This is a genomic window from Stenotrophomonas sp. FR024 (genome assembly GCF_047500745.2).
GTDB lineage: Bacteria > Pseudomonadota > Gammaproteobacteria > Xanthomonadales > Xanthomonadaceae > Stenotrophomonas > Stenotrophomonas maltophilia_A.
This window is the reverse complement of sequence record NZ_JAXAXM020000001.1, coordinates 429,297-453,449: the sequence shown is the minus strand read 5'-3', so window position 1 is coordinate 453,449 and position 24,153 is coordinate 429,297. Positions and strand designations below refer to the sequence as shown.

Genomic DNA, 24,153 nt, shown 5'->3' with positions numbered 1-24,153 from the left:
GATGCATCGGGCGTCTTTGGCCGCCTGACGGCGGCCGGACCATCCACCCATCGGTGTCAACCTATGGCAGGACGAGTCACCTTCGCGTCGTCTGTGGCGCGCTTGAGCTTTGGTAGTGGTCGAGCTTGCTCGACCGCCTTTTGTAGAGTCGTGCAGATGCAGTCGAGCATCGCTCGACTCTACAAAGAGCAGATACAGCGGGGTTGGAGCGCGTCAGTCCTCGACGCGCAGCACTGCGCCGGGCTTCAGCACGCTGCTGCCACTCAGGCCGTTCAGCGACAGCAGGGCCTTTACCGGCATGCCGTAGCGGCGGGCGATGGTCCAGGCCGACTCGCCATCACGCACGGTGTGGCGGCGGCTGCGCGGGCGGTCGGCGATCGCGGCCACGGTCTTGGCCATCTGCGGCGTCGGTGTGGTCGTGGCAACCGGTGCGGTGCTGGCCACCAGCGTGGTCGCGGCTTCCGTCACCGTCGCATTGGCGGCCGAGACCGGGGCCAGGACCCGAGTGGTTCCGGAGGCGCGGTTGCCGGCGGCCAGGGCCGGGTTGAGGCGGGCGATCCTGGCGGGGTCCAGGGCGCGCTGTGCGGCCCACTGCTGGACGCTGGTGCCGGCCGGCAGGGTGTGGTCCTTCAACACCGGCACGGTGCGGTCCAGCGAGGCCATCACGCGAGGCTGGTCCTCCACGTCTTCCAGCACGCAGGCCAGGGCATGCAGCTTCTCGACATAGGCATGGGTAACCGGCGACAGCCCCGGCAGGGCTGCCGGCTTGGCATTCTGCGCGTTCATGCCGGCCTTGCGCATGGACTGCAGCACCCGGTACTCGCCGGCGTTGTAGGCCATGGTGGCCAGTCGCCAGTCGCCGCCGAACATGCCGTGCAGGGTTTTCAGGTAGCGCACCGCGGCCTGGGTGGAATCAACCGCCGACAGGCGGCCGTCGTAGCCGTTGGCCATGGGTACGCGGTGGTTGCGCGCCGTGGTGGCGATGAACTGCCACAGGCCGGTCGGGCCGCTGCCGTTGCGGGCATTGGGCCGATAGCCGCTTTCCACGAATGGGATCAGCGCGAATTCGGTGGGCAGGTTCGCCTTGCGCAGCTCTTCGACCACATAGCCGAACAGCACCAGCGCATCGTCATCCTGGTTGGCCAGGCGCGAGGGGGCGTGGGCGAACTGCTTCTGCCAGCGCGGGCTGGTAGCCTCGGCATCGCAGCTGGGCTCGGCCAGGCCGTCGCGGAAGCTGGTGAAGATCTCCTGGCCATTGCGCACCGAGGGCGCAGGCAGCGCGGACGGATCCAGCGGCAGCGCCGCAGCGGCGGTCAGGTTCTGGCTGATGCCGGCGCCCAGCGACTGTGCGCCCGCGGTTCCGGCCAGCCCCAGGGCAAGGCCCAGGGCCAGCGGCAGACTTCGGCGCATCATGCGCGGAAGCCGTCTTTCCAATGCCGGAGACCGGCCATCACGTCGACGTCGTCCACGACGTCACGGCCCAGGTGTGCCGACACCGACGCACGGATCGGTGCAGCGTGCACACGCAGGAAGGGATTGCAGTCGAATTCGTTGGCCAGGGTTACCGGCAGGGTGGAACGGTCATCGCGGCGCATGGCCAAAGCCTCCTCTTGGCGCTGCCACAAGGCAGCGTTGGCGGGGTCGACATGCCGCGCGAAGACGGCATTTGACACGGTGTACTCATGAGCGCAACAAAGCAGCAGTTGCGCGGGCAGGGCACCCAGCTTGCGCATCGACGCCAGCAGCTGGGACGGCGTACCTTCGAACAGGCGTCCACAGCCCAGGCTGAACAACGAATCTCCGCTGAAAAGATGTTCAGCAGTGTGAAACGCGATGTGGCTGCGGGTATGCCCGGGCACGGATAGTACGTGGAACGTCCGGCCCAGTGCCTGAACGCGTTCACCTTCGCCGACCCGCTCGGTGGCCGTGGGAATGCGTTCCTCGACCGGCGCGATGACCCGTACGCCGGGGAAACGCGCCTGCAATGCCGGCACGCCACCGATGTGGTCGTCGTGGTGATGGGTGAGCAGGATCGTGTCCACGCGCATGCCCTGATCGGCCAGTGCGAGCACTGGCGCGGCATCGCCGGGGTCGACGACCACGGCAGCGCCCTCGTTGTCGATCAGCGTCCAGATGTAGTTATCCGCAAATGCGGGCAGGGCAGTCAGTCGCATAGAATTGGACCATGCCCGCGCTGCAGAGCACCCGTCAAGCGAGCCAGACCCCGTGGTTCGACAGCGAACCGGCGGAGGCCTTGCGTGTGCTGGAGCGGCAATTGCTGCTGCCGCAGCTGTCGGTGCTGCCGGCGCAGCCCTGGCTGTGGATCGCACCAAGTGCGGCCTGGCTGGACGATGCACAGTTGGGCGGACGCGGTCTGCGCCTGTTCCGGCAGGGGCAGGGCTATGCCGGCGACACCCGTTGTGCGCTGCCGCTGCCGCTGGCCAATGAAAGCGTCAATGCGATCGTGCTGCAGCATGTCACCACCGGCGATGCCGACCTGCTGCTCGACGAGTGCGAGCGCGTATTGATGCCGGGCGGCCATTTGTGGCTGAGCAGCCTCAATCCGTTCAGTCCGTATCGCACGCGCTGGCGCCAGCATGGGCTGGTGGTGCGCACGCCGCAGCGGATCCGCCTGCTGCTCGGCCGTCATGGGCTGGAATGCAACGATATGCGTTACCTGGGCCCGCTCTGGCGCGGTGCGGGCAGCCGTCGTCCCGGAGGTTGGGCACCGCTGCGCGCGGCCTGCCTGTTCCATGCGGAAAAACGCACGCTGGCCCTGCCTGGGCCGAAACCGCTGCCGGTGCGCTGGCACGGCACCGTAGCTACCTGATTCTGGAGTTGTATTGAAAACCATCGAAATCCACACCGACGGTTCCTGCCTTGGCAATCCCGGCCCCGGCGGCTGGGCTGCGCTGCTGCGCTACAAGGGCCACGAGCGCGAACTGAGCGGTGGCGAGGCGCACACCACCAACAACCGGATGGAGCTGATGGCGGCCATTTCCGGGCTGGAGTCGCTGACCGAGCCGTGCAACATCGTGCTCTATACCGATTCGCAGTATGTGCGGCAGGGTCTGACCCAGTGGATGCCGGGCTGGATCCGCAAGAACTGGAAGACCGCTGGCGGCGATCCGGTAAAGAACCGCGAGCTGTGGGAGCGCCTGCAGGCGGCCACGCTGCGGCATCAGATCGATTGGCGCTGGGTGAAGGGTCACTCCGGCGACCCGGACAATGAGCGGGTGGATACGCTGGCCCGCAACGCGGCGATCCAGATCCGCGACGCCAGCCCGGTAAACTGAGCCCATGCGTCAGATCATCCTCGATACCGAAACCACCGGCCTGGAGTGGAAGAAGGGCAACCGCATCGTCGAAATCGGCTGCGTGGAGCTGTTCAAGCGCCGCCCGACCGGCAACAACTATCACCAGTACATCAAGCCGGACTGCGAGTTCGAACAGGGCGCGCAGGAAGTCACCGGCCTGACCCTGGAGTTCCTCGATGACAAGCCGGACTTCGCGCAGATCGCCGACGAGTTCCTGGCCTTCATCGATGGCGCCGAGCTGATCATCCACAACGCGGCGTTCGACCTCGGCTTCCTCGACAACGAGCTGTCGCTGCTGGGGCCACAGTACGGGAAGATCACCGACCGCTGCACCGTGATCGATACCCTGGTGATGGCGCGCGAGCGCTTCCCGGGCCAGCGCAATTCGCTGGATGCGCTGTGCAAGCGGCTGGGCGTGGACAACTCGCACCGTGCGCTGCATGGCGGCCTGCTCGATGCGCAGATCCTGGGCGACGTCTATATCGCGCTGACCTCGGGCCAGGAAGAAATCGGCTTCGGTCTGGGCGATGACGATGGCGGCGCTGCCGGTGCGGCGCTGCAGGCCTTCGATACCAGCAAGCTGCTGCCGCGCCCGCGCGTGGTGGCCACGCCGTCGGAGCTGGAAGCGCATGCGGCGCGACTGGAGCGGCTGCGCAAGAAGGCTGGCCACGCGCTGTGGGATGGCCCGAAGGTGGAAGAGCCCGCCAGCGCGTAATGCCTGGAGTGGAGTAGTGCCGGCCGCTGGCCGGCAGCGTCGCATCCACGCATGGCGTGGATCTACCGGTTAGTGGCAGCGCACCAGGATCACGCTGATGTTGTCGCGGCCGCCGCCATCGAGCGCGGCGGCGACCAGCGTGTCCACGCATTCCTGTGCGCTGGCATCCTCGAAGGCGAGGGTGCGCGCGATGCTGCGGTCGTCCACTTCTTCGGTCAGGCCGTCACTGCACAGCAGCAGCTGCATGCCCGGACGCAGTTCGCCGCTGGTGGTGGCCACGTTCAGATGCGCCGGATCGGTCACGCCCAGCGCCTGGGTGACCACGTTGCGGTGCGGATGCGCACGCGCCTGTTCGGCGGTCAGGTTGCCCTGCGCGACCAGCTCCTGCACCACGCTGTGGTCCTGGCTGAGCTGGGCCAGCTGTCCGTCGCGCCACAGGTAGGCACGGCTGTCGCCGACCCACGCCACTTCATAGCGGTTGCCCTGTACCCGTGCGGCGACCACGGTAGTGCCCATCGGCAACGTGTCGTTGCGCCGGCGCGAGGCGCGGATGATCTCTTCGTCGGCGGTGCGGATGGCCTGCGCCAGCGGTGCGCCGCGGCGGATCTCGCGCACGATGGTCTCGCGCGCCAGCGCGCTGGCCACTTCACCGCAGGCGTGCCCGCCCATGCCGTCGGCCACCAGCCACAGGGCCAGCTCACTGTCACCGTAGTAGGTGTCCTCGTTGAGCTCGCGGCGCATGCCGGGGTGGGTGAGGTGTCCGAATTCGATCATGGGCGCTGGGGCGGGGTGTTGCTGGGGAGACAGGCATCATCGGGTGGCTGCGCGCATCCGGCAAGGCGTGCGCTCAGGAAATTTTCACTTCGTTGGCCGGAATGACTTGTCGTTGGCCTCACTTCCTCGTATGATGCGCGTCCCCGGTCCGCCGGGGACCACCCGGAGAGGTGGCAGAGTGGTTGAATGTACCTGACTCGAAATCAGGCAGGCGTTTATAGCGCCTCGGGGGTTCGAATCCCCCCCTCTCCGCCAGATTAAAGAAAAAGGGCTGCCGAAAGGCAGCCCTTTTTCTTTAATCTGGCGCGGGACGCGCCGCGCTCTGCGCGTCGCCCCACACGTTGCTGCGCAACCTGTGGGCCCCTTCCTTTGCCGGCCTCTCCCCGCCCCTGTCGGGGCAGGTGCATCAGTAGATCCACGCCATGCGTGGATGCTGTTCCTGCTGGCAGGCTCATCCACGCATGGCGTGGATCTGCCCATTCCATCGCGAGCTGCGGGTTAAACTGCCTGCCTCACCTGTTGGAGCTTTTTCCCATGACCGCTGAAATCCTCGTCCCCGTTTCTTTCGGCGAGCTGCTGGACAAGATCTCGATCCTGCAGATCAAGTCCGAGCGCATCAGTGACGAGGGCAAGCTGGCCAATGTGCGCAAAGAACTGTCGGCGCTGGAGCAGACCTGGATGGCACACCCGGCGGCGGTGAAGGACATCGCCAAGCTGCGTGCCGAGCTGAAGGCGGTCAACGAGCAGCTGTGGGACATCGAGGACGACATCCGCCTGAAAGAGAAGGCGCAGGCGTTCGACCAGGGTTTCATCGACCTGGCGCGCAGCGTCTACCTGCGCAATGACGAACGCGCGCGCATCAAGAAGGCGATCAACCTGGCGCTGGGTTCGGCGTACGTGGAAGAGAAGTCCTACCAGGATTACGCGCAGCGCGCGTAATCCGGGGCAGCCTGCTGCTCACCCCAGGTGGTCGGCGACGTAGCGTTCGAACGCAGCGATACCGTCTTCCACGGTGATCAGTTCCATCACATCGTCGAACTCGATCTTGGTGCCCCACTTCAGATCCGAGGCCTGCTTGGCCAGGTACTTGCGCGCGGCATCGTCGTAGCGGTCCACGCAGTAGCGGCGGTCGGAATAGGGACCGCTGCGGTTCGGGTTGCTGGCCGCGTGCAGGCCCAGTACCTTGGCGCCCATCGCGTTGGCGATGTGCATCGGGCCCGAGTCCGGGGTCATCACCAGATTGGCGCGGGCCAGCAGCGCCGGCAGCTGCTTCAAGGTGTCCTTGCCGACCAGGTCAAGCGCCGGTGTGTGCAGCTGCGCCTGGATGGCATCGGCCATGCTGCGCTCCAGTTCGCTGCGGCCTCCGCACAGCACCACCTGCCAACCGCGCTGTGCGGCGTGGTTGGCCACGGCGGCGTAGCGGTCTGCATACCAGTTGCGGCGCACGTGGCTGGAACAGGGCGAGATCATCAACACCGGGCGGCCATCGTCCTGCCATTGCGCGGCAGCCCACTCATACGCGGACTGTGGCACCGCCAGGTTCCAGCTGACCTCGGTCTGGCGCAGGCCAAGGGGTTCACAGAAACTGCCGATGGCATCCAGCACATGGATGCCGGGGCGGTCGGGGATGCGTTCGTTGATGAAGAGACCATGCAGGTCCTTCGAGCGGCTGCGGTCATAGCCGATGCGACGCTCTGCGGGAATGAAGGCCGACAGCAGGTTGGCGCGGAACGCCACCTGCATCTGCAACAGCGCTTCGAAGCGCCCCGGCGGCAGCTGCCTGCGCAGTTCCTTGACCCCGGCCATGCCGCTCTTCTTGTCGTAGGCATGGAAGGTGACACCGGGCAGGCCGTCGAGCAGCTTGTGGCCGGCCTTGTCGATGATCCAGTGGATCGGCGTATCCGGGCGCGCAGCCTGCAGGGTGCGCACCAGGGGCACCACGTGGGTGACATCGCCAAGTGCGGACAGGCGCAGGAGGCACAAGGAGGAGGACGCTGATGCCATGTGTTGTTAGACTCAATGAAATGGTCGCATTCGACGCCAATGAAGCGCTGACGCCATGCCGCGAGGGTCGCGGCATCGGGGCCATTCTGTTCGACCGCGAGCGGCTGCGGCAAGCCGAGATCGGCCTGTTCTCGCCCCAGCACTGGGGCAGCAGGGCTCGGCCGGTGGGCGAGGGCGGTCGTGGCAGCGCCTGGTTCGTCGATGCGCCGTTCGGCGCCAGCGTGCTGCGCCACTACCTGCGCGGTGGCCTGGCGGCGAAGATCAGCCATGATCAGTACCTCTGGCGCGGCGCGGACCGGACGCGCAGCTTCGCCGAATTCCGGCTGATGCGCGCGCTGCGCGAGAAAAAGCTGCCGGTGCCCCGGCCACTGGCGGCGTTCTACATGCGCGAGGGCCTGCGCTACCGGGCTGCGATCCTGATGGAGCGGATCGAGGGTGTCCGTTCGCTGGCCGACCGCGCGCTGGTCGCGGGGCGGGGCGCACCGTGGGAGGAGACCGGGCGGCTGATTGCCCGCTTCCATCGTGCCGGCCTGGACCATGCCGACCTCAATGCGCACAACATCCTGTTCGACGGCAATGGCCACGGCTGGTTGATCGACTTCGACCGCGGGGTGATCCGCATCCCGGCGACCGCCTGGCGCGAACGCAATCTCAAGCGCCTGCTGCGCTCGCTGATCAAGCTGCGCGGCGAGCGCAGCATGGAAGACGTGCAGAAGGATTACGCGCGGCTGCGCCGCGCCTACGACATGGCCTGGAACCGGGGCACCTGATGGACTGGTCGTTGCGTTTCCTCGGCGTCGGCAATGCGTCGGCGGTCGAGCTGGGGTCGCCGATGTCGGTGATCGAACGGGACGGTCGGCCGTGGCTGACCATCGACTGTGGCGGCGAAGGCCTGACCGCGTTCAAGGCGCACTACGGCCACATGCCGCAGGCGTTGTTCGTCACCCATGTGCACCTGGACCACGTAGCGGGCTTCGAGCGCCTGTTCGTCGATACCTTCTTCAACGTGCACCGGCGCGGCAAGGTGCGCCTGTACGTGCCCGCCACGGTGGTGCCGCTGCTGCACAAGCGCATCGGTGATTATCCGAATGTGCTGGCCGAGGGCGGTGCCAACTTCTGGGATGCGTTCCAGCTGGTCGTGGTGGGCGAGGCGTTCTGGCACGAGGGCGTGCGCCTGGAAGTGTTCCCGGTGCGCCACCACTGGCCGGAGACGGCCTATGGCCTGCGTCTGCAGGGCGCGCTGACCTGGAGCGGCGATACCCGGCCGATTCCGGAGATGCTGGCCCGCTTCGCCAACGACAATGAACTGATCGCGCACGACTGCGGCCTGCACGGCAACCCGTCGCACACCGGCGTGGACGACCTGGAGCGCGAGTACAGCGCCGAACTGCAGGCGCGGATGATGCTCTACCACTATGCGAGCGCGGCCGACGGCCAGGCGCTGGCCGCGCGGGGGCACCGTGTGGCGCAGCCGGGGCAGTGCGTGCCGCTGGCCAACCCCACTGCAGCGCACGTGCTGGTGCAGGATCCGCCGTGAGCGGTGCTGGCCAGCCCGCCGACACGGCGCTGGCTGCCGAGCTGGAGGCGCTGGAACGCGCGCTGCATGCGCCGCAGGTGCGGGCCGATCGCGAGCAACTGGCGGCACTTCTGGACGAGGATTTCAGCGAGATCGGCAGTTCCGGGCGATGCTACGGCCGTGATGCGGCGTTGCAGGAGATCCCGCTGGAGCGCGCTCAGGTGCTGATCGAATCGGAACAGTACGCGGTGTGGCTGTTGGCCGAGGATCTGGCCCAGGTGCGCTACCGCAGCCGCTATCACGTTGATGGCCAGGCCCAGGGCTGGGTGTTGCGCAGTTCGCTGTGGCGACGGCATGCGCAGGAATGGAGGGTGGTGTTTCACCAGGGCACGCCTGAGGCGCGGTAGCGCCGGGCCATGCCCGGCGAAAAGCGCCAACCAAGATTGGCAGCTACCAGAAGTGGGGCCACGCCCGAAAAGGCGATGGCCCCGCCGGCTGACCTCGGCGCCCGCGTCGATCGATACCGTTGCTGCCTTCCGGCCCTGGCGGGATTTTCGACCTAGCGTCGCGAGGGGCCGACGGGGCCACCATAGAGACGTTGGCCGCCCAGTGGGCGGCCGGTTCACGGATCAGGGGAAGCAGCGCGCGATGCGCCGGAGACCACAGCCGGACTGCACATCGGCTGGCCGATGGCAGACGGCAACTATAGCGCAGGCAGGTACATCGACGCCAGCTTCGTGCACTGAATCGGCTGTAACCCGCGTCTGCCGGCAACGCCCCGCGCCGACCGGCGTTGCTAGAATGCCGGCCAGGAGGAACGACCTCCCCCGCATCGGGAATCAATGACCAGGACGGCCTGGCCCTACCAAGAGGAGGGCTGTCATGGCCTGGATCTATCTGTTGTTCGCCGGCCTGCTGGAAATCGTCTGGGCCGTGTCCATGAAGCAGTCCGAAGGCTTCACCAAGCTCACCCCTACCGTGGTCACCATCATCGGCATGATCGCCAGCTTCTGGCTGCTGGCGGTGGCCATGCGCAGCCTGCCGCTGGGCACCGCCTACACGATCTGGACCGGCATCGGCGCGGTCGGTGCGTTCGTGGTCGGCATCGTCTTCCTCGGTGAGCAGGTCAGCCCGATGCGGATCGGTGCGGCGGTGCTGATCGTTTCCGGCCTGGTGCTGATGAAACTCTCGAGCAGCTGAATGCATTTAGTTGGGCGGAGAAAGGAATCTCCGCCTGCTGCAGGTATATGCATTTTCGGCAAAACCATTTTGTCCTCCCGTTTTATTTGACGTGCGTCATGAAAATAACGAGCGTGATTCACATGCCGCTGGCGCCATCGGCCGCACAGTGCCGCCATTCGTCATGCGAAATCGGGGAGTTTTCGCCTTGACGGACACGTTGACCTGCCTTTTCCAGGTGCGGTCGCGTGAAGATGTGAAGATTTTCAGAAGTTAATGACGCCAGGCCTTGTTCCCGTGTCGGGAGCCGGGGTGGGCCGCATTGTCTTCAAAAAACCTGCCTGCAGTGCCATCCGGTCTTTTCATGGAGATTTACCGATGAACCGCATTTACCGTCTGGTTTTCAATCGCGCCCTCGGCGTAATGCAGGTTGCTTCGGAGGTCACCCAGAATCCCGGCGGAAGCGCGGTCTGCGCAGGGCGGGTGCCGCGATTGCGGGCGCACCAGTTGGTGGTGGCATTGGCTGCCACGCTGGCCAGTGGTTCGGCCTTCGCAGCGTGCACTGGCACCACGACCGTCAACTGCGACAGCTCCACCAACATCAACAACTACGTCAACCCGACCAGCGGCCTGACGTTGAACATCGCCAATGGCGCGGTGTTCAGCGTGCCTCTGCTGTTGGGCGGCAATGCGGTGACGTTGAGCGGCAGCAACACCACGGTCAACAACGCCGGCACGATCGATCCGTTCCTGACCGGTGGTCTCAGCCTGGCCGCGGCCGGCCTGGTGGTCGGCAACAACACCGCCGGTGGCAGCGCGATCACGGTCAACAACCAGACTGGCGGCCAGATCAAGGGCATCTTCAACATCGGCACTTTGCTGGGTTTCGGCGGCCAGGCGGTCACCGCGCAGAATGCCGCAGGTGGGACCACCACGCTGGTCAATGATGGTTCGATTGGAATGTCGCTGCTGGGGATAGGGCAGCTTGCGGATGCGACGTCGGTGGTGACCTATGGCGGAGCACAGGCCAACGTGACCAACCGTGGCAGCATCACCGGTCGTGTCGGCCTGGGTGCTTCGACAGGCAATACGTTCACCAATGCGGGCACGATCACGGGCAGTGTGCATCTGGGTGATTCCACCGGCGGCAATACCTTCACTGCCGTGGCAGGGTCCACCGTGGTTACCGGTGGCGGTAGCGCACCTGCAGGCCTGCTCGCCGGCGTAACCGGGGTCAAGGTCGCAGCGGCGGGCACGGTTGATGCAGGCATCGGCACCGGTGCCGCCAACAACACCCTGGTGCTGCAGGACAACGCCAGTAACAACGGGCCTGCGTCGAGCATCGGCTGGACCAACTACATCGGCTTCCAGAAGCTCACCGTCAACAGTGGCACCTGGAACCTGCAGGGGCCGTGGTCGGGCACGGGCGCGATCACCCTCGGTGGTGGCGTGGTGAACTTCAACAACAACGCCGCATTCGGTTCCGGCCTGTTTACCGTCACTGGCGGCTCGATCGCGGCCAGTGGTGCAGGCCTGTCGCTGGGCAACAATTTCACCCTCAATGGCGGGTTGAACCTGGGCGGTGCCCAAGGCTTCGGTTTGAGTGGCGTGCTATCCGGTACCGGTGGGCTGACGGTCAACAACACCGGCATTGTCACCCTGGGCGGTGCGAACCTGTTCAGCGGTGGCGTCAACCTCAATGCTGGCGGCCTGGTGCTCGGCAATGCCGGTGCGCTCGGCAGCGGCAGTCTGACCGTCGGTGGCAACGCTTCGCTGGATACCTCGGCCAACTTCAATCTGGGCAACAACCTCGTCATCAACGGTGGCGGCACGCTCAACCTGCTGGGCAGCAACGCGCTGGGCCTGAATGGTTCGATCTCCGGCGCTGGCAACCTGATCAAGGCGGGTCCGGGTACCCTCACCTTGAATGGTGCCAACCTGCTTACGGGCTCCTTCGCGGTCACCGGTGGTGCGCTGGCATTGGGCGCCGGTGGCAGCCTGTCGCCGACAAGTGCGATCTCGCTGAGCGCAGGTACCAACCTCGATCTCTCGGTTGCGGCCAGCCAGACCATCGGCTCACTCGCCGGATCCGGTGCGCTCAACCTTGGCGCGCGCAGCCTCACGTTGGGTGGCCTGAACACCAGCACGAGCTTCTCCGGCGTCATCGGCGGTGTCGGCGGCGCGCTGGTCAAGGTCGGTACGGGTACCCAGACCCTGTCGGGCGCCAATACCTTCACAGGTGGCGTCACGCTCAACGGCGGTGGCCTGCTGCTGGGCAATGCAGGCGCGCTGGGTACTGGAACACTTAGTGTTGGCGGCAACGTGTCTCTCGATGGCACCGGGGCGCTCGCTCTCGCCAACGCGGTCAATCTGGGCGCGGGCAGCATTCTCAATCTGTCCGGCAACCAGGCATTGACCTTCAATGGCGTGATCGGTGGCTCCGGCAGCCTGGTCAAGAACGGCGCGGCCACCCTGACCCTCAACAACGCCAACACGTTTGGTGGAGGGCTGTCGCTCACGGCTGGAGGACTGGTGCTCGGCAACGGCGGTGCGCTGGGAACTGGCGCATTGAATGTCGGTGGCGCGGTGACGCTTGATGCCAGCTCGGCACTGACCGTGGGCAACGGCATCAACCTGGGGGGGGGTGGTTCGCTCAACGTGCTGGGCTCCAACGCGCTGACGCTGGGCGGCGTGATCGGTGGTACCGGCAGCCTGGTCAAGAACGGCGCCTCCACGCTCACGCTGGGTGGGGCCAACGCATTCACCGGCGGTCTGAACGTAAACGCAGGAAAGGTGGCACTGGCCAGTGGCGGCAGTCTGGCGGCCACCGGGGCGGTGAGCCTGGCGGGGGCCGGCGCCGAACTGGACATCTCGCTCGGCGGCAACCAGACCATCGGTGCGCTGTCCGGTGCGGCAGGCAGCATCCTCTCGCTGGGCGGCAGCACGCTCACCTTCGGTGATGCCACCAACCAGGCATTCGGCGGCGTGATCGGCGGTACCGGTGGCCTGGTCAAGCAGGGAACGGGCACGCAGACGCTCAGCGGCGCCAATACCTTCAGTGGTGGCCTGAACCTGGCGGCCGGTGGCCTGTTGCTGGGCAACGGCAGTGCACTCGGTACCGGCGCGTTGACGGTCAGCGGCAATGGCTCGCTCGACGCAACCGCAGCACTGAATCTGGGCAATGCCATCAACCTTGGCGCGGTGCTGACGCTGCCGGGTAGCCAGAGCCTCACCCTGGGCGGCAACATCACCGGCACCGGCAGCCTGACCAAGAACGGTGCCTCGCTGCTGACCTTGAACGGCACCAATGCCTTCAGCGGCGGCCTGAACCTCAATGCCGGCAGCCTGCTGCTGGGCAACAGCGGTGCACTCGGGACGGGCGCATTGAGCGTGGGTGGCAATGCATCGCTCGATGGCAGCACGGCGTTGAACCTGGTCAACAATGTCACTCTGGGCAGTGGGGCCGTGTTGTCGCTGCCGGGTTCGCAGGCGATCACGCTTGGCGGGGTGGTTTCCGGAGCCGGTGGCCTGGTCAAGAACGGCGCCAGCACGCTCACGCTCAACGGCGCCAACAACTTCGCCGGTGGGCTGACGCTCAACGGCGGTGGCCTGATGCTGGGCAACGCTGGCGCGCTGGGAACCGGGCTGCTTGCCGTGGGCGCGAACGCGACCCTGGGCAGTACGGTGGCATTGAACCTGGGCAATGCCATCGATCTCAATGCCGGTGCGCAGCTGAGCCTGACCAGCAATGAGAATGTTGCTCTGGGCGGACTGATCACTGGCACCGGTGGCCTGATCAAGACCGGCACTGGCGTGCTGTCGTTGAACAACAGCAACACCTTCAGTGGTGGTCTGGCGCTGAACGCGGGCGGTCTGTCGGTCGGCGCCAACGGTGCGTTGGGTACCGGTGCACTGAACATCGGCGGCAATGTTTCTCTGGATGCGAGTGCCCCGGTTTCGCTGGTCAATGCAGTGAACCTGGGCGCCAATACGCTGACCCTGCCGGGCAGCAGCAATCTCACTCTGAGCGGTGTGGTGAGTGGTACCGGTGGCCTGATCAAGGACGGCGCCTCGACGTTGACGCTGTCCGGTACCAATACTTTCCTGGGAGGAGCCACGGTCAACGCCGGCACCCTCGCGCTGGGTGCCGGTGGCAGTCTTGCGGCGGGCGGGGCAGTGAATCTTGCCGGTGCCGGCGCGACGCTGGACATCTCCGCAGCGGGTGCCGGGCAGACCATTGGCGCGTTGAACGGCGTGGCAGGCGGCAATGTGGCATTGGGCACGCAGACCCTTACTTTCGGTGGCGCCAGCAATGGCAGCTTTGCCGGTGTCATCGATGGCAGCGGTGGGCTGATCAAGGTCGGTGCTGGCGTGCAGACGCTGTCCGGTGCCAATACCTTCAGTGGCGGTGTCGCGCTTGATGCAGGTGGCCTGATCCTCGGGAATTCGGGGGCGCTGGGCACGGGCACGCTGGGCATCGGCGGCAACGTCAGCCTGGACGGAACGACGGCACTGAACCTGGCCAACGCCGTGAACTTCGGTGGGGGTACGCAGCTGACGCTGGGCGGCAGCAGCGATCTCACCCTTGCAGGCGTGGTGGCCGGCAGCGGCAGCCTGATCAAGAACGGTGCAGGCCTGCTGACGCTCAACAACACCAACACCTTCGGTGGCGGCCTGACCTTGAACGGTGGTGGCCTGGTGGTCGGCGCGAACGGCGCACTCGGTTCCGGCACGCTGGCGGTGAATGCCAGCACCACGCTGGATGCGGGTGCTGCAGCGACGCTCGGCAATGCGGTCACGCTGGGCTCGGGTGTCGCACTGACATTGCCGGGTAGCAATGCGCTGACGCTGTCGGGTGTGATCGATGGCAACGGCAGCCTGATCAAGAACGGTGCCACCACGCTGACGCTGTCCGGTGCCAACACCTATACCGGTGGTACCACCATCAACGCCGGTACGCTGGCACTGGGAACAGGTGGCAGCCTTGCCGCGGCGGGTGATGTCATGCTGGGCGCAGGCGCTGGCTTCGATATCTCCGGTGCCGGCAGCAGCCAGACCATCGGCGCGCTCAACGGTGCGGGCGGAAGCACACTGGCCCTGGGCGGAAACTCGCTGACCTTCGGCACAGCGACGAACGCTGCGTTCGATGGCGTGATCAGTGGCGGCGGCGGCCTGGTGAAAGTGGGTGCAGGCGTGCAGACGTTGTCCGGTGCCAACACGTTTGGCGGCGGCGTGACGCTCAACGCAGGCGGGCTGGTGCTCGGCAATGACGTGGCGCTGGGCTCTGGCGCGCTCACCGTCGGCGGGGCCGCCACGCTGGACACCACCGGTCTGGCAGCACTGACCAACAACATCGCGCTTAACGCAGGCCTGACCGTACTGGGCACCAATGCGCTGACGCTCAACGGGGTGATTTCCGGTACCGGCAGCCTGACCAAGGATGGTGGCGCAACGCTGACCTTGAACGGTATCAACTCCTATACCGGTGGTACCAACATCAACGCCGGCACACTGGCGCTGGGTGCCGGTGCCAGCCTGGCGGCGAGCGGTACCGTGAACCTCGCCACCGGCGCGACGCTGGATCTGTCGGCCGGCAGTGGCACGCAGGTGTTCGGCACCCTGGTCGGCAACGGTACGGTCAACCTGGGCGCCAATTCGATCGAAGTCGGCGGGGCGACCAATGGCACCTTCAGTGGCTCGATCGCAGGTACGGGTAGCCTGACCAAGGTCGGTGCGGGCATCGAGACGTTGACCGGTGCCAACACCTACACCGGCGGCACCTTCATCAATGCCGGCACACTGGCGATCGGTCCGGGCGGCAGCCTGGCGGCCACCGGTGCAGTGACACTTACCGCAGCGGGAACCGGCTTCGACATCTCGACGTCCGGTGCCAGCCAGACCATTGGTTCGTTGGCCGGGGTGACCGGCTCCACGGTCACTCTGGGCGCGCAGTCGCTGATCCTCGGCGGCAACGGCAACAGCGTGTTCGACGGCGCGATTTCCGGCACCGGTGGCCTGGTCAAGAACGGCACCGGCATCCTCACGCTGGGCGGCGCCAACCTGTTCAACGGCGGCCTGGCGCTCAACGGCGGTGGCCTGGTGGTCGGCAACAGCGCCGCGCTCGGCAGCGGTGCGCTGACGGTGGGGGCCAGCGCTACGCTGGATGCTTCGACCGCGGCCAACCTGGCCAACAACATCACGCTGGCATCAGGTGCCAACCTCAACCTGCTGGGCAGCAATGCACTGACCCTGGGCGGCATGGTTTCCGGTACCGGTGGGCTGATCAAGAATGGTGCGGCCACCGTGACCCTGACCGGTGCGAACACCTACACCGGAGGCACCACCATCAACAGCGGCACGCTGGCGATCGGCGCCGGCGGTAGCCTGGCGTCGACCGGCGCGGTGAACCTGGCAGGTACCGGTACCCTCGATATCTCTGCGGGCAACCAGAGCATCGGTTCGCTGGCCGGCGTGGCCGGCAGCACGGTGGCACTCGGTGGCAGCGCGCTGACCCTGGGTGGCACGGTAGACTGCACGTTCAACGGTGCGATCACCGGCAATGGTGGCCTCGTCAAGAACGGCGCAGGCGTGCAGACCCTCAACGGCGCCAGCACCTTCAGTGGCGGTGTAACGCTCAATGCCGGTGGCCTGGTGGTCGGGAACAATGCTGCGCTGGGCACCGGGGCGGTAACGGTGGGTGGCAACGGTACGCTCGATTCGAACACTGCGGTGACGTTGGCCAACAACTTCGTCCTCAACGCCGGGCTGACCGTGCTCGGCAGCAACAACCTCACCCTCAACGGCAGCCTGAGTGGCACCGGCTCGCTGACCAAGGAGGGCGCGGCAACGCTGACCTTGAACGGTGCCAATACCTATACCGGTGGCACCTTCATCAATGCCGGTACGTTGGCATTGGGCGCCGGCGCGAGCTTGAATGCCAGTGGCATCGTCAACCTGGCCAGTGGTGCGACCTTCGATCTGTCGGCGGGCAGCGGCACGCAGCAGTTCGGTACCCTGATCGGCAACGGCACGGTGAACCTGGGCGGCAACACCTTGACCATTGGTGGTCCCGTCAATGGCACGTTCAGTGGTTCGGTGGGGGGTACCGGTGGGCTGATCAAGGAAGGCACCGGCACCCAGACCCTGACCGGTGCCAATACCTTCACTGGTGGCACCACCATCAATGCGGGCACGCTGGCGATTGGCGCCGGAGGAAGTCTGGCAGCGAATGGCGCGGTGACACTGGCCAACGCCGGAACAGCGTTCGATATTTCTGCCGGTGGTGCGCAGAGCATCGGATCACTGGCGGGTGTTACCGGCAGTACGGTTGCGCTCGGCGGCAGCACGCTGACCCTCAATGGCGTAGGAAACACGACCTTCGCTGGTGACATTACCGGTACCGGTGGCCTGGTGAAGAATGGTGCAGGCATCCAGGGCCTGACCGGCAGCAATACCTTCAGCGGTGGCGTGGCACTCAACGCCGGTGGCCTTGCCTTGGGTAACAACAATGCACTGGGAACCGGCACGCTGACCGTGGGCGGCAATGCCAGCCTGGACGGCACCAGCGCGCTGACGCTGGCCAATACCGTGCAGCTGGCCAGTGGCACGCTGACCCTTGCCGGCAGCAACGCGCTGACCTTGAACGGCCCGATCAGCGGCGCTGGCGGCCTGCTCAAGGATGGCGCAGCAACGGTCACCCTGGGCGGTGCCAGCACCTACACCGGTAACACCACCATCAACAGCGGCACGCTGGCGGTGGCGGCCGGTGGCAGCCTGTCGGGTGCGAGCACGGTGAACCTGGCCGGTGCCGGTACGCTGGACATCAGTGCCGGTGGCAACCAGAGCATCGGAGGCCTGGCCGGCGTAACCGGATCCAGCGTGGTGCTGGGCGGTGCGACCCTGACCACCGGCGGCAACAACGGCAGCACCACCTTCGGCGGTGTGCTCAGTGGCACCGGTGGCCTGGTGCAGAGCGGCACCGGCACGCTGACCCTGAGCGGCGACAACGTCTATACCGGTGGCACCACCATCAACGGTGGCAGCACGCTGCAGCTCGGCAACGGTGGCAGCTCCGGTTCGGTGCTGGGCGACATCACCAACAACGGCAGCCTGGTCTACAACCTGGGCAGCACCGCAACCGTGGGCGGTGTGGTCAGCGGTAGCGGTGGCCTGACCCAGGCTGGCAGCGGAACGCTGGTGCTGACCGGCAACAACACCTATACCGGCGGTACCACCATCAATGCCGGCGGCACGTTGCAGGTGGGCAACGGTGGTGCGACTGGCGCGATCGTCGGCGACATCACCAACAACGGCGCGCTGGTGTCCAACGTGGCGGGCAACACCACGCTGGGCGGCACCATCAGCGGCAGCGGTGGCCTGACCCAGGCCGGCGCTGGCACGCTGACTCTGACCGGCAACAACACCTATACCGGCGGCACCACCATCAATGCCGGTGGCACGCTGCAGGTCGGCAATGGCGGTGCGACCGGTGCGATCACCGGCAACGTCGCCAACAACGGCAGCCTGGTGTTCGACGTGGCGGGCAACACCACGGTCGGCGGCGCGATCAGTGGCAGTGGTGGCCTGACCCAGGCCGGTGCCGGCGTGCTGACGCTGGTCGGCAACAACACCTACACCGGCGGCACCATCATCACTGCCGGTGGCACGCTGCAGGTGGGCAATGGTGGAGCGACCGGTTCGATCGCTGGCGACATCACCAACAATGGTTCGCTGATCTCCAACGTCGCGGGCAACACCCTGCTGGGCGGCACCATCAGTGGTACGGGTGGCTTGACCCAGGCGGGCAGTGGCTCGCTGGTGCTGACCGGCACCAACACCTACACCGGCGGTACCACCATCAATGCCGGCGGCACGCTGCAGCTGGGCAATGGTGGTGCGACCGGCTCGATCGTCGGCGACATCACCAACAACGGCACGCTTGTGTCCAACGTCGCGGGCAACACCACGCTGGGCGGCACCATCAGCGGCAGCGGTGGCCTGACCCAGGCCGGCAGCGGCACACTGACCGTGACCGGCAACAACACCTACACCGGCCCGACCACCATCACTGCCGGTGGCACCCTGCAGGTGGGCAATGGCGGCGCGACCGGTGCGATTGGCGGCAGCGTCACCAACAACGGCAGCCTGATCTTCAACGTGGGTGGCAACACCACCGTCGGCGGCGCCATCAGCGGCAGCGGTGGCCTGACCCAGGCCGGCAGCGGCACGCTGATCCTGGGCGGCAACAACACCTACACCGGCGGCACCACCATCAACACCGGCGGCACGCTGCAGGTCGGCAACGGCGGCGCGAGCGGATCGATTGCCGGCAACGTCAGCAACAACGGCAGCCTGGTGTTCAACGTCGGTGGCAATACCACCGTTGGCGGCACCATCAGCGGCAGCGGTGGCCTGACCCAGGCCGGCGCTGGCACCATCACCCTGACCGGCAACAACACCTACACCGGCGGCACCACCATCAACGCCGGTGGCACGGTGCAGGTTGGCAATGGCGGCGCCAGTGGCTCGATCACCGGCAACATCACCAACAACGGTGGGCTGATCATCAACACCGGTGGCAGCACCACGCTGGGCGGCAGCATCAGCGGTGACGGCAGCATCGTGCAGGCCGGTCCGGGGGGCCTGAACCTTGGCGGCAACAGCGGTGGTTTCAGCGGCACCGGCCAGGTCACCGGCGGTGGCCTGAATGTCACCGGCAACATCGGCGGCCAGTGGACCATCGGCAGCGGTACCACGCTGTCCGGCACCGGCACCATCGGGGGTACCGGTGGTGGCGTGACGGTATCCAGTGGCGGCGTGCTGTCGCCGGGTAATGGCCCAGGCAATGGCAGCGGTGCGGGCAATGGCACCGGCACGATCACGGTGGGTGGCAACCTGACCTTGTCGCCGGGCAGCACGCTGGGCATCGATCTGGGTGCCACCGGCAGCGACACGGTGCAGGTGGGTGGCAGTGCCAACGTGGGTGGCAGCAGCGTGCAGGTGAATACCATCTCGCCGAGCACCAGCTACCAGCAGGGCCAGCAGTACACCGTGGTCAATGCGGGCGGTGGCGTGAGCGGGCAGTTCGCTTCGGCGAAGACGCCGTCGGCCTTCCTGACCATCACCCCGGTCTACACGGCGAACACGGCCAATCTGCAGATCGATGTGGCGCAGACCGCAGCCTTCACCACGGCGGCGAAGACGCGCAACCAGTACAACACCGCCGCAGCGCTGGACAGCCTGCCGCAGAGTGGTCCGGCGCTGGGCCTGTACAACACGCTGCTGATGTATGACGCGGGTACCGCGCGCGCGGCCTTCGACCAGCTGTCCGGTGAAGTGCATGCGGCCAGCCGTGCGGTGCTGTTGTACGACAATTACCTGGAAGAGGGTATCCGCCAGCGTCTGGGCAGTGAGCTGCCGACCGTGCGCGGTGAGCGTGCCTCGGCCTGGCTGGCCGGCAGCGGCAAGGTGTTCAGGCAGGATGGTGATGGCAACGGCGACGACATCCGCTCCAACCGCAATGCGCTGATGGCCGGCGTGGACTGGCAGCTGGGCGAGCACGTGGTGCTGGGTGCAGCGGCCGGCAACGAACGGCTGGATACGCGCCTGTACGATCGCAGCTCGCGCGCCCGCCTGCGTGGCAACACCTTCGGCCTGTATGCGCAGGGTCAATGGAACAACGGCTTTGCGGTCGGTGGCAGCGTGTCGCGCGGCGACTACCGCACGCGCACCACGCGTGAGGTGCCGCTGCTGGGCCAGACCCTGTACAGCCGCCAGGACTCGGATGTGACCATCGCCCAGGTGGAAGGCAGCTGGACCTGGACCCACGGCAGGACCCAGCTGCAGCCGTATGTGCAGTTCACCAAGCACTGGGTCGACAGTGATCGCGCGGTGGAGCAGGGCGGCACTGCTGCGCTGGCGCTGGAAGGCGGCAAGGACACGCTCAATGTCAGCACCGTGGGCGTGCGGGGCCGCTGGGACGTGGGCAGCGGCGAGCGCTTCCCGGCACAGCTGACGGTCGGCCTCGGCTGGCAGCATGCTTCGGGTGACACCGACGTGGCCAGCCGCAACCGCTTCGCGGTCGGCGGCAATGCGTTCGATGTGTACAGCGCGGTGATGGCACGCAACGCGCTGGTCAGCCAGCTGGGCGTGGCGGTTGGGCTCGGCCGAAACAGCCAGCTGTCGATGTTCGTGCAGGGCCAGCACGGCGACGGTCGCCGCGACGTCGGCGGGCAGATCAACCTGCGAGTGGGCTTCTGAGGGGAGCGGGCCAGCGGTAGAACCACGGCGGGCGTGGATGGGACCGGGGCGGGAGCGCTAGAGCTCCCGCTCCATTTCCACGGCGTCGATCCCGGCACCGTGGCCATCGCGCACCACACGTGTCACCTGGAAGCCGAGACCGGAATAGAAGCCTTGGGTGTGTTGGCTGGTACTGAGCGTGACGCGATTGATCGAGGGATCCACTTCGGCCTGGCGCAGGCGCGCCAGCGCCAGTTCGCGGCCCAGTCCATGCCGGTGCAGCGCGCGCTGCACCATGCCCCAGCAGAAACCGGCACTACCATCGCCGCGTCGCGACAGGCCGCCACAGGCCACGATGCGGTGGTCGCGCTCGATCACCTGGAAGGCGCAGTCCATGGCCTGCTCACGCAGGAAGCGTTCAAAGTCGCTGCGCTCTTCGGGCGCGAAGTAGGTGGGCACGTTGCTGTCGAAAATCGACAGGCAGGCGCTGGCATCTGCGGGTCGGTAGAGGCGGAGGTTCATGGGCCCACGATAGACGATCGTCAGTAGATCCACGCTACACGTGGATTCATGGGCCCGATGTCGTGCGTGTATACCTTACGCCGAAATACCGGTCAGATTCACTGGCTTGCCTTTTGCCTCCGACGTCCAACAGCATTCCCCTGTGAACTCATCCTTCGACTTGATACTTTTGCCATGAGTAGACCTGAATAATATCCAGTGATGGCGCCGGGGATTGGTGCTATTGCCTGGTCATAACAGAAGTTGTTTATCACTTGTTCTTTTCAATAGGCTTTGGGTCGGACTCTATCGTGTCTTTTTTGACTTCTTCCAAGAGGTCTCGAAGTTCTCTCTGGGCAAGCCACTCACGAAGAAGTGAAAAGCTCATAAATGCGTACCACGCAAAGATGGCTGCTGCTACAAGAAATGTGATTCGTTGCTCAGGTAGTTCTTTGGAGAAGTGCTTTTCAAGCGCTGGATCAGACCAAAGTTCGCAAAGAATTTTGCGGTCATCTTTATGAAAGCCAACTGGAGGCTCGGCAGCGTCTTGCTCTTTATCGCAAGAGGCTTTGTTGATTACGGCTCTGTCGCCGAAAGGTCGAACTGCGCGAGCGTCCTCTTGGGAGAGCCACAGCCAAGTGTCAGTGGCTTTCAACGAGACGAGCAGCTTGCTGCTCGCTGCCACTGCCGAGAAGCCAGCGGTCGAGAGTATCAGAACAAACAAGAGTATCCCTGGAAGAGCGAGCCATGCTCCGTGAGGCACCCGGCTGGGATTTAGGGAGAGAGTTTTTAAATTGAATGCCCAGCCAGATCTTCCTATCAGATCGAGCGGAATGTTGGTTCTGTCAGAGAATTGCGACAGGTTTTGCGCGTCGCGAATCGTCCTTGCTTTCACGCCGTGTGTCATTCTAAAGCTGACCAGCGCCGTTTGATCTGCAATGCTCTTCTTGATGATGGGATCTTCGATCTCATCCTTTGCGATAAAGAATCGCAGTAGGCGAACGTTGACCGGATGGAACGAGCCGACACGCCAGCAGATTATAAGTGCCGCTGCCGAGATGCCTAGGATGGACCCAATCGCAACATCGCGGGTCAAAAAACTAATCCAGTCCATGGAGTGCTTTCCTTCTAGTATTGGATGGTAGTACGTCCGCTGAGAGTGCCATCCGGTTCATGGGTGCGATGAAGCGTCAGGTCGTGCCGACCTGTTCCCTTGGCCAAAGGTTCGATGAGCGCGTCCACATCCTTACCTTAGTGGTGATCTCGTTCATTGGCAGCCCCGAACTGCGTTCAAGATCTCAGCATAGCGCGATGCCAAGATGATGCCTGCAAATGGGCTTGGCACAGATGCGTGGTTTACAGACTTCGTTTGATGCCCATCTGGTCCAGCTTGGCATGGAAATCGGAGGAGACTCGCCGGCGGAAGTGCCAATAGCCGGTGGGAGAGCGGAAGAGGTGATGGGAAATTCACATTGGATTGTGTCCCGATTTGTGTCCCGTCTGACGCTCCTCCAGAAAGGCAAAACCCCCGCGTTAACAGGGGTTTGCGTAATCTGGCGGAGAGAGTGGGGTTGTCGGGTGCATCCATGCCCCGATCCCGATGCGCGTTGCACCTCGGGACCCGCCTGCGGCGGTCCGGTTCTGCTCCTGCAGAACCGTCGAACCCCGGCGTGGCTTCTCACCACCCATCCCATCCGCCAGACAAACGCAAAAGGGCCACCCTGTGGGCGGCCTTTTTGCGTTTGTCTGGCGGAGAGAGGGGGATCGGATCGACCCACACCTAACCTCTTGACCCTGCAGCAGATCGCAAACCGGACGTGTGTCCTGTGTTGTGTCCCGCGATCTTATCACCCTAGTCCACATTCCTACTGGACAGATGGGTGTCTCGAACAAAAATCTCCAAGCAATCACGCTATTCTTAGCCTTAAGGATCACGGGTTACCGAAGCCCCGTCTCGCCGGCGACGGGGCGGCGTTTATTGGCCAACGGAAGGGGCGATAAAGTTGAGTAATGAACTGATTGCTGATTTTCAGAAAGAGCACTTCGATGGAAGCAGCTGTGTTGTCGAGGGGCTAACTTCTGAGGTCAAAGCGGCTCTGGGATGCGAGCTGGATGATGAACTGGTGGTAGCCCTTGTTGGTGCACCTACTGGTTCTCACATTAAGGTTAGGTTGAAACGTCAATGGACGGATGAGGAGATTCCGGATGGGGAGGAAGTCCCTGCTGGGATCGTCTTCGTCATAGCGAATGACCGATACTTTGATGAGCCCGCAGAGGTGGTTGTTTTTTTGGATGGGCTTGTCAACAGGATTGGCATTTACTTGAAGCTCATAGTGTTCAAAAATAACCCGAGCCTTAAAGGTATTGCGGGGCACATGATCCATGTAATGGTGGAGGCAGCCGGCAAGGTTCCTGGTTCATCTCGCCTGAAGCTATGGGCTGCTGGTGGTCTCTTATGGGAGGACATGGCACCAGGTTTGAGATGGGGTGGCTATGTTGCTTGGCCGAAATACGGTTTCGATTGCGTCATTCCCAGTCCCACTAGGGCTTTGTTCAAGCATTTCCCTTACTACCCGGCTGGACTCGACTCTTGCCGTTTGGTTTCGGAGCTGCTAGCATTGGATGGCGGAAGGGATTTCTGGAGGTTTGCTGGGGAGGGTTCTTACATGAACTTTGACCTCTCGCAAGGCTCTAAGTCTAGGTCCACGTTAGATAAGTTTCTACAAGGTTGGAGGAGCAAGTGATGGCTAAGAGAGGTCTCATAGCGCGACTTTTCAATCTCGATCAGTCTTCGCGCAAACAGAAGGTTTTGGTCAAGCTGCCTGTATTCAACGAGAAGCGGGCTAGGCAGGTCACCACTCCATCTGAAATAAAGAAGAGTCGTATCTACGCAAATGTCCCGCTCGGGA

Annotated in this window: 16 protein-coding genes, 1 tRNA gene and 1 other RNA gene; 11 read left to right on the top strand and 7 right to left on the bottom strand. The window is 64.8% G+C overall.

What is annotated here, in order from left to right:
• Nucleotides 1-213 precede the first annotated feature (213 nt).
• Nucleotides 214-1,413, bottom strand: a complete 1,200-nt coding sequence (locus ACMZ91_RS01985; RefSeq protein ID WP_049463741.1) for a lytic transglycosylase domain-containing protein — start codon at nucleotides 1,411-1,413, stop codon at nucleotides 214-216.
• Nucleotides 1,410-2,174 carry a hydroxyacylglutathione hydrolase gene (gene gloB / locus ACMZ91_RS01980; protein WP_049463320.1) on the bottom strand — a complete coding sequence of 255 codons (765 nt, stop codon included), beginning with the start codon at nucleotides 2,172-2,174 and terminating at the stop codon, nucleotides 1,410-1,412. Before gloB ends, ACMZ91_RS01985 begins: the two co-directional genes overlap by 4 nt.
• A gap of 11 nt (nucleotides 2,175-2,185) precedes the next feature.
• Here gloB and ACMZ91_RS01975 point away from each other — a divergent pair, with 11 nt between their 5' ends.
• From ACMZ91_RS01975 to dnaQ, 3 genes are read left to right on the top strand one after another with little or no spacing between them, the layout of a single operon-like run.
• Complete coding sequence (locus ACMZ91_RS01975) at nucleotides 2,186-2,830, top strand: class I SAM-dependent methyltransferase (RefSeq protein WP_049463321.1); 645 nt, start codon at nucleotides 2,186-2,188, stop codon at nucleotides 2,828-2,830.
• A 13-nt stretch (nucleotides 2,831-2,843) separates the two neighbouring features.
• The gene (gene rnhA / locus ACMZ91_RS01970; RefSeq protein WP_032129326.1) at nucleotides 2,844-3,296 is read left to right on the top strand and encodes a ribonuclease HI; all 453 of its coding nucleotides are present in this window, start codon (nucleotides 2,844-2,846) and stop codon (nucleotides 3,294-3,296) included.
• A 4-nt stretch (nucleotides 3,297-3,300) separates the two neighbouring features.
• A complete protein-coding gene (dnaQ, locus tag ACMZ91_RS01965) occupies nucleotides 3,301-4,032 on the top strand; it encodes a DNA polymerase III subunit epsilon (protein ID WP_032129327.1) in 732 nt (243 codons plus the stop codon).
• A 69-nt stretch (nucleotides 4,033-4,101) separates the two neighbouring features.
• Here dnaQ and ACMZ91_RS01960 read toward each other — a convergent pair whose 3' ends face one another.
• Complete coding sequence (locus ACMZ91_RS01960; RefSeq protein WP_032129328.1) at nucleotides 4,102-4,806, bottom strand: PP2C family protein-serine/threonine phosphatase; 705 nt, start codon at nucleotides 4,804-4,806, stop codon at nucleotides 4,102-4,104.
• A 164-nt stretch (nucleotides 4,807-4,970) separates the two neighbouring features.
• Between ACMZ91_RS01960 and ACMZ91_RS01955 the strand changes: the two genes are divergently transcribed.
• Nucleotides 4,971-5,061, top strand: a tRNA-Ser gene (locus tag ACMZ91_RS01955).
• A gap of 279 nt (nucleotides 5,062-5,340) precedes the next feature.
• Entirely contained in the window at nucleotides 5,341-5,745 is a 405-nt protein-coding gene (locus ACMZ91_RS01950; RefSeq protein ID WP_046982834.1) for a DUF6165 family protein, read from the top strand.
• Nucleotides 5,746-5,763: 18 nt separating this feature from the next.
• Here ACMZ91_RS01950 and ACMZ91_RS01945 read toward each other — a convergent pair whose 3' ends face one another.
• Nucleotides 5,764-6,810 carry a glycosyltransferase family 9 protein gene (locus tag ACMZ91_RS01945; protein ID WP_049463322.1) on the bottom strand — a complete coding sequence of 349 codons (1,047 nt, stop codon included), beginning with the start codon at nucleotides 6,808-6,810 and terminating at the stop codon, nucleotides 5,764-5,766.
• 20 nt (nucleotides 6,811-6,830) lie between these two features.
• Here ACMZ91_RS01945 and ACMZ91_RS01940 point away from each other — a divergent pair, with 20 nt between their 5' ends.
• The 3 genes from ACMZ91_RS01940 to ACMZ91_RS01930 are packed head-to-tail and all read left to right on the top strand — an operon-like array spanning nucleotide 6,831 to nucleotide 8,733.
• Nucleotides 6,831-7,580, top strand: a complete 750-nt coding sequence (locus tag ACMZ91_RS01940; protein WP_049400634.1) for a 3-deoxy-D-manno-octulosonic acid kinase — start codon at nucleotides 6,831-6,833, stop codon at nucleotides 7,578-7,580.
• Nucleotides 7,580-8,347: an MBL fold metallo-hydrolase gene (locus ACMZ91_RS01935; RefSeq protein WP_049463323.1), complete on the top strand. Its 768-nt coding sequence runs from the start codon at nucleotides 7,580-7,582 to the stop codon at nucleotides 8,345-8,347. The genes ACMZ91_RS01940 and ACMZ91_RS01935 overlap by 1 nt, the downstream gene beginning before the upstream one ends.
• The gene (locus ACMZ91_RS01930) at nucleotides 8,344-8,733 is read left to right on the top strand and encodes a nuclear transport factor 2 family protein (protein ID WP_049463324.1); all 390 of its coding nucleotides are present in this window, start codon (nucleotides 8,344-8,346) and stop codon (nucleotides 8,731-8,733) included. The genes ACMZ91_RS01935 and ACMZ91_RS01930 overlap by 4 nt, the downstream gene beginning before the upstream one ends.
• Before the next feature lie 78 nt (nucleotides 8,734-8,811).
• Here ACMZ91_RS01930 and ffs read toward each other — a convergent pair.
• Nucleotides 8,812-8,908: signal recognition particle sRNA small type (gene ffs, locus ACMZ91_RS01925), an RNA gene on the bottom strand.
• Between the two features lie 300 nt (nucleotides 8,909-9,208).
• Between ffs and ACMZ91_RS01920 the strand changes: the two genes are divergently transcribed.
• Nucleotides 9,209-9,526, top strand: a complete 318-nt coding sequence (locus ACMZ91_RS01920) for a DMT family transporter (RefSeq protein WP_010483859.1) — start codon at nucleotides 9,209-9,211, stop codon at nucleotides 9,524-9,526.
• Nucleotides 9,527-9,883: 357 nt separating this feature from the next.
• Entirely contained in the window at nucleotides 9,884-20,764 is a 10,881-nt protein-coding gene (locus ACMZ91_RS01915) for an autotransporter-associated beta strand repeat-containing protein (protein WP_414577760.1), read from the top strand.
• Nucleotides 20,765-20,821: 57 nt separating this feature from the next.
• On the opposite strand, the gene ACMZ91_RS01910 is transcribed toward ACMZ91_RS01915, so the two are convergent.
• Nucleotides 20,822-21,265 (bottom strand): GNAT family N-acetyltransferase, encoded by a 444-nt coding sequence (locus tag ACMZ91_RS01910; RefSeq protein WP_049462946.1) that lies wholly within the window; start codon nucleotides 21,263-21,265, stop codon nucleotides 20,822-20,824.
• A 250-nt stretch (nucleotides 21,266-21,515) separates the two neighbouring features.
• On the bottom strand, nucleotides 21,516-22,358 hold the full coding sequence (locus ACMZ91_RS01905) for a DUF6216 family protein (protein WP_049462947.1): 843 nt from the start codon (nucleotides 22,356-22,358) through the stop codon (nucleotides 21,516-21,518).
• An 889-nt stretch (nucleotides 22,359-23,247) separates the two neighbouring features.
• Here ACMZ91_RS01905 and ACMZ91_RS01900 point away from each other — a divergent pair.
• Nucleotides 23,248-23,988, top strand: a complete 741-nt coding sequence (locus tag ACMZ91_RS01900) for a hypothetical protein (RefSeq protein ID WP_279703442.1) — start codon at nucleotides 23,248-23,250, stop codon at nucleotides 23,986-23,988.
• The last annotated feature ends 165 nt before the right edge of the window (nucleotides 23,989-24,153 follow it).

Bases quoted from the DNA above. Each gene is read 5' to 3' on its own strand.
- dnaQ (WP_032129327.1), top strand. From the start codon at position 3,301: ATGCGTCAGATCATCCTCGATACCGAAACCACCGGCCTGGAGTGGAAG.
- ACMZ91_RS01915 (WP_414577760.1), top strand. From the start codon at position 9,884: ATGAACCGCATTTACCGTCTGGTTTTCAATCGCGCCCTCGGCGTAATG.
- ACMZ91_RS01975 (WP_049463321.1), top strand. From the start codon at position 2,186: ATGCCCGCGCTGCAGAGCACCCGTCAAGCGAGCCAGACCCCGTGGTTC.
- ACMZ91_RS01910 (WP_049462946.1), bottom strand. From the start codon at position 21,265: ATGAACCTCCGCCTCTACCGACCCGCAGATGCCAGCGCCTGCCTGTCG.
- ACMZ91_RS01985 (WP_049463741.1), bottom strand. From the start codon at position 1,413: ATGATGCGCCGAAGTCTGCCGCTGGCCCTGGGCCTTGCCCTGGGGCTG.
- ACMZ91_RS01945 (WP_049463322.1), bottom strand. From the start codon at position 6,810: ATGGCATCAGCGTCCTCCTCCTTGTGCCTCCTGCGCCTGTCCGCACTT.
- ACMZ91_RS01920 (WP_010483859.1), top strand. From the start codon at position 9,209: ATGGCCTGGATCTATCTGTTGTTCGCCGGCCTGCTGGAAATCGTCTGG.
- ACMZ91_RS01960 (WP_032129328.1), bottom strand. From the start codon at position 4,806: ATGATCGAATTCGGACACCTCACCCACCCCGGCATGCGCCGCGAGCTC.
- ACMZ91_RS01950 (WP_046982834.1), top strand. From the start codon at position 5,341: ATGACCGCTGAAATCCTCGTCCCCGTTTCTTTCGGCGAGCTGCTGGAC.
- ACMZ91_RS01905 (WP_049462947.1), bottom strand. From the start codon at position 22,358: ATGGACTGGATTAGTTTTTTGACCCGCGATGTTGCGATTGGGTCCATC.
- ACMZ91_RS01935 (WP_049463323.1), top strand. From the start codon at position 7,580: ATGGACTGGTCGTTGCGTTTCCTCGGCGTCGGCAATGCGTCGGCGGTC.
- gloB (WP_049463320.1), bottom strand. From the start codon at position 2,174: ATGCGACTGACTGCCCTGCCCGCATTTGCGGATAACTACATCTGGACG.
- ACMZ91_RS01940 (WP_049400634.1), top strand. From the start codon at position 6,831: ATGGTCGCATTCGACGCCAATGAAGCGCTGACGCCATGCCGCGAGGGT.